This window comes from Neisseria blantyrii (genome assembly GCF_962747855.1).
In the GTDB taxonomy this organism is placed as follows: domain Bacteria; phylum Pseudomonadota; class Gammaproteobacteria; order Burkholderiales; family Neisseriaceae; genus Neisseria; species Neisseria viridiae.
In genome coordinates this window covers 1-3794 of sequence record NZ_CAUIZY010000027.1, presented here as the reverse complement: position 1 = coordinate 3794, position 3794 = coordinate 1, and the positions used below count along the sequence as shown (strand labels likewise).

Below are 3794 nucleotides of genomic sequence, written 5' to 3'. Positions count from 1 at the left end.
TTCCCGACATTCTGTGCTATACTTTTCAGTTCGTTCGCAGCTTCGGCAGCAGCGAAGAACCGAACTATACGCCTACAGGGGAAAACGGTCAATGCTTTTCTGAAGAAATTTTTTTAAAAATATTTATCTGTTTGTTTATAAATTTAATTTATATCAGTCAATTTTATTTTCCATACAGAATTCTTCCAGTGCCCAATGGATATTTTCAGTCTGCCATTCGTTTTTTAAGGGTGCAACAATTTCGATTTGTCGGTTTTGGTAGGCAAATTGTATTTTCCATGCATACAGAAACATGGTTTCGGATTCTGTTCCGCCGTATAAGCTGTCGCCCAGAATCGGACTGCCCAAACTTTTCATCGCCACTCTCAATTTGGTGCGTTTTGCCCGTATGCGGTTCTAGGATGAACAGCCGCAGTTTTTCGGCGATACTGATGCTGTGGAATCGGGTAACAGCGATATTTTCTGTATTGCGCGTCAACTTCCACATTCCGCGTCTGGATTTTTCCATTCCGCCTTTAATCCAACCCTGCTTTTTGGACGGTTTGCGGTCGGATAGTGCCAAATAGGTTTTTTTGATGCTTTTGCCGGCAAACTGTCCGCTAAGGGCGGACGCGCTTTCTCTGTTGAGGGAAAACAGTAAAATGCCGCTGGTCTGTTTGTCCAATCGGTGCAGCAGCCACACACGCTCTACGCCCAACTGTATAGCGAGTGTTCGGGCCAGTCCGGTCTCGCCACTGTCTTGGTGGACGGATATGCCGCCCGGTTTGTTGATGGCGACGAAGTCTTGATGGCGGAACAAAATTTCCAACATATCCATATATGCCTTGCAAAAATAGAAGGGTTCAATTTTCGTGTTGATGTTCGGCAAGGATTTTTTCGTACACAGCTTGCGGCACGTAGCGGTGGATCGTTTCCGTCCAGCCTTCCGGCCCGACCAGTCCTTTGACCATAGTGGACGACACTTCGGCGATTTCGCGCGGCGGCATAAGGAATACGGTGGATATTTCGGGGGCGAGGTCGCTGTTGATATGGCGCATGGAGCGTTCGTATTCATAATCGGAGGCGGAACGGATGCCGCGCACGATGAATCCTGCATCTACCTCACGGGCGTAATGCACCAAAAACCGGTTTTCAAATACATCGGTTCTGACGTTGGGAAACATTTTAGTAATATCGTGCAGCATATCCAGCCTTTCGGCTATCGTGTAGGTGCTGCGTTTGTCGGGATTAATGCCGATGGCGACGATGAGTTCGTCAAACATAGATTGCGCCTGCCGTATCATCCACAGATGCCCCAATGTGGGCGGATCGAAACTGCCGGCATAGACGGCGCGGCGCGGTGTATTCGGTGACATATGATTCCTTCCGACAGCATGGTCGACCGTATGTTGATGAATGTGTATCCGTATTGTATGCCCAAAACAAAATGCCGTCTGAAATAAGTGCTTTCAGACGGCATGGTTTGCATGGTGTTTCGCCTACATCAGTCATCGCCGTTTAAGGACAGCAGGATGTTGAGCAGGCTGCTGAAGATGTTGTAAAGCGAGATAAACAGTGTCAGTGCCGCGCTGATGTGGCTGTCTTCGCCGCCGTCGATGACGGTGCGTACCTGCCACATAATCATTAAGGAACCGAACAAGACAAAACCAGCGGAAATGGTCAGGGCAAGTGCGGGAATACCCAAAAACAGATTGGCAACCACGGCGACCATCAGAATGACCGCACCTACGGTCAGGAAGCGTCCGAGCGCGTTCATATCGAGCCGAGTTCGGCGTGCCAATGCGGACATCGTTAAAAAGACGGCGGCGGTCATCGCGGCGGCAATGCCGACGATTTTCGCACCGTCGGCAATATGGAGCGCGTATTGCAGCACGGGGCCGATCAATACGCCCATACCGAATGTGAATACCATCAGCAGGGCAACGCCGGTATTGCTGTAACGGTTTTTCTCGATGAAGTGGATCATACCGTAGAAAAACGCCAGCACGACGGCAAACCCTATCCAGCGCGAACCGAAGGCGGCGTAAAAATTGAAACCGGCATTGGCGGCAAGTGCCGCGCCTGCGGCAGCCGGAATGAATGAAAATCCGAGCAGGCGGTAGGTTTTCTGCAGGACGGTGTTTTTAGAAACCGTATGCGCGGTGTAGTCGTAAACGTCGTGTTGCATATCATCTGCTCCTGAAAGCGCGGTTGGAAATAACGGGGGATTTTAACATTGCCCAATGTCAAAATTTGTCCGGTTGCGTGAAGATAAAGTTGTCCGGCGTATTTTAAAGGCCGTCTGAAGCAGGTTCGGACAGCCTGTGTTCAAAACGGAAAACCGTTATTGCGGAACGTATCCCTGAACGGCATCCGCGCCGTCGCCGAAGAAATACTGCTCCATCTGCTGAGCCAGGTATTCGCGCGCGCGCGGATCGGCAAGGCTTAAGCGGTTTTCGTTAATCAGCATGGTTTGGTGGCGCGTCCACGCCATCCATGCTTCTTGCGATACGTTTTCAAAAATGCGCTTGCCCAATTCGTTGGGAAGCGGTGGGAATTTCATGCCTTCGGCTTCTTTGTTGAGCTTAACGCAAAATACCATGCGTGCCATAGCGGATTCCTTTGCTGTGTGTTCAGAAATAACGGGGTGATTTTAACCGATTAGGGGTACAGACAAAAGCCTTCTTATTCCCGATGATAGGGATGGTTGTGCAGGATGGAGACGGCCCGGTAGAGCTGCTCGGTCAGAAGGACGCGCACCATGCCGTGCGGCAGGGTAAGGCTGGACAGGCGCATCATCATGCGGGCTTGTTGTTTGAGGCGGTCGGTCATGCCGTCCGCGCCGCCGATGACGAAGCAGACGTGTTCTCCGTTTTGCTGCCAGCTTTTGAGGTGTTCCGCCAGCTCGACGGAGGTCGGTGCTTTGCCGCGTTCGTCAAGAACAACAAGGAACGCGCCTTGCGGAACGGCTTCAAGGATGCGTTTTTCTTCCGCCGCCATACCTTGGGCGGCATTCACGCCCGCGCCGCGTTTTTCGGGTTTGATTTCTTTGAGTGCGTAGGCGACGTCGCGTCCGAAGCGTTTGGCGTATTCGGCGACGGCCTCATCAACCCAGCGCGGCATTTTGGTGCCGACTGCCAAAACGGTAATGTTCAATGCTTTCTCCCTTACAGGAAAATGCCGTCTGAACATTCAGACGGCATCGGGAATCAGTCTGCAGCGTGCCACGGCTTCTGCATTCCGGCGTGGAAACTCGGTTTCTCGCCGCCCCAGAGGGTGTCGATGTCGTAGAAGTCGCGCACGGCAGGGAGCATAACGTGGACGACGAGGTCTCCTGCATCAACCAACGTCCATTCGCCGCTGTCGCCTTCGGTACTGAGGATTTCAAAACCGGCTTCTTTCAAATCGACGGCAACGTTGTTGGCCTGTGCTTTGACTTGGCGCGTACTGTCGCCGCTGGCGATAATCATTCTGGCAAACAGCGAAGTTTTGTCTTGCGTTTCGAGAACGGAAATATCTTTGGCTTTGATGTCTTCGAGGGCGTTGACGGCGACCTCGACCATTTTTTGCAGGTCTTGCAGTTCTTGCTCGTTCATTATGTTCCTAACGGGATGTTTTCAGACGGCATTATAGCCGTTCCTTACTGATTTGACTTTTCGGGTTGATGTTTTTCCTCAAAAATTACTCAATTAAGTACTAATCCCGCAGGATTATTAGTATTTTTTTATATCTATCTTTTAGAAATTCACTTTTTGTTTCACTATATTTCAAACTGAAGTATTGAATCAATTCTGACTTATACATCATAGGTACAA

5 protein-coding genes and 1 pseudogene are annotated in these 3794 nt (G+C 50.6%); all 6 read right to left on the bottom strand.

Annotated features, from left to right (window positions below):
- Positions 1–153 precede the first annotated feature (153 nt).
- The 6 genes and pseudogenes from Q9J80_RS10765 to rsfS all read right to left on the bottom strand — a co-directional run bounded on the left by Q9J80_RS10765 (position 154) and on the right by rsfS (position 3575).
- Positions 154–811: pseudogene (locus tag Q9J80_RS10765) on the bottom strand (TIGR01621 family pseudouridine synthase).
- Between the two features lie 31 nt (positions 812–842).
- Positions 843–1355 (bottom strand): pantetheine-phosphate adenylyltransferase, encoded by a 513-nt coding sequence (coaD, locus tag Q9J80_RS10760; protein WP_301674076.1) that lies wholly within the window; start codon positions 1353–1355, stop codon positions 843–845.
- A gap of 128 nt (positions 1356–1483) precedes the next feature.
- A complete protein-coding gene (locus Q9J80_RS10755) occupies positions 1484–2167 on the bottom strand; it encodes a Bax inhibitor-1 family protein (RefSeq protein ID WP_301674077.1) in 684 nt (227 codons plus the stop codon).
- A 156-nt stretch (positions 2168–2323) separates the two neighbouring features.
- Positions 2324–2590, bottom strand: coding sequence for an oxidative damage protection protein (locus Q9J80_RS10750; RefSeq protein ID WP_002223157.1), 267 nt, complete (start codon positions 2588–2590; stop codon positions 2324–2326).
- Positions 2591–2664: 74 nt separating this feature from the next.
- Positions 2665–3135, bottom strand: coding sequence for a 23S rRNA (pseudouridine(1915)-N(3))-methyltransferase RlmH (rlmH, locus tag Q9J80_RS10745; protein WP_039854488.1), 471 nt, complete (start codon positions 3133–3135; stop codon positions 2665–2667).
- A gap of 53 nt (positions 3136–3188) precedes the next feature.
- Positions 3189–3575, bottom strand: a complete 387-nt coding sequence (rsfS, locus tag Q9J80_RS10740; protein ID WP_301674078.1) for a ribosome silencing factor — start codon at positions 3573–3575, stop codon at positions 3189–3191.
- Between the last annotated feature and the right edge of the window lie 219 nt (positions 3576–3794).

Coding starts and splice junctions, on each gene's coding strand:
- coaD (WP_301674076.1), bottom strand. CDS start 1,355: ATGTCACCGAATACACCGCGCCGCGCCGTCTATGCCGGCAGTTTCGAT.
- Q9J80_RS10755 (WP_301674077.1), bottom strand. CDS start 2,167: ATGCAACACGACGTTTACGACTACACCGCGCATACGGTTTCTAAAAAC.
- Q9J80_RS10750 (WP_002223157.1), bottom strand. CDS start 2,590: ATGGCACGCATGGTATTTTGCGTTAAGCTCAACAAAGAAGCCGAAGGC.
- rsfS (WP_301674078.1), bottom strand. CDS start 3,575: ATGAACGAGCAAGAACTGCAAGACCTGCAAAAAATGGTCGAGGTCGCC.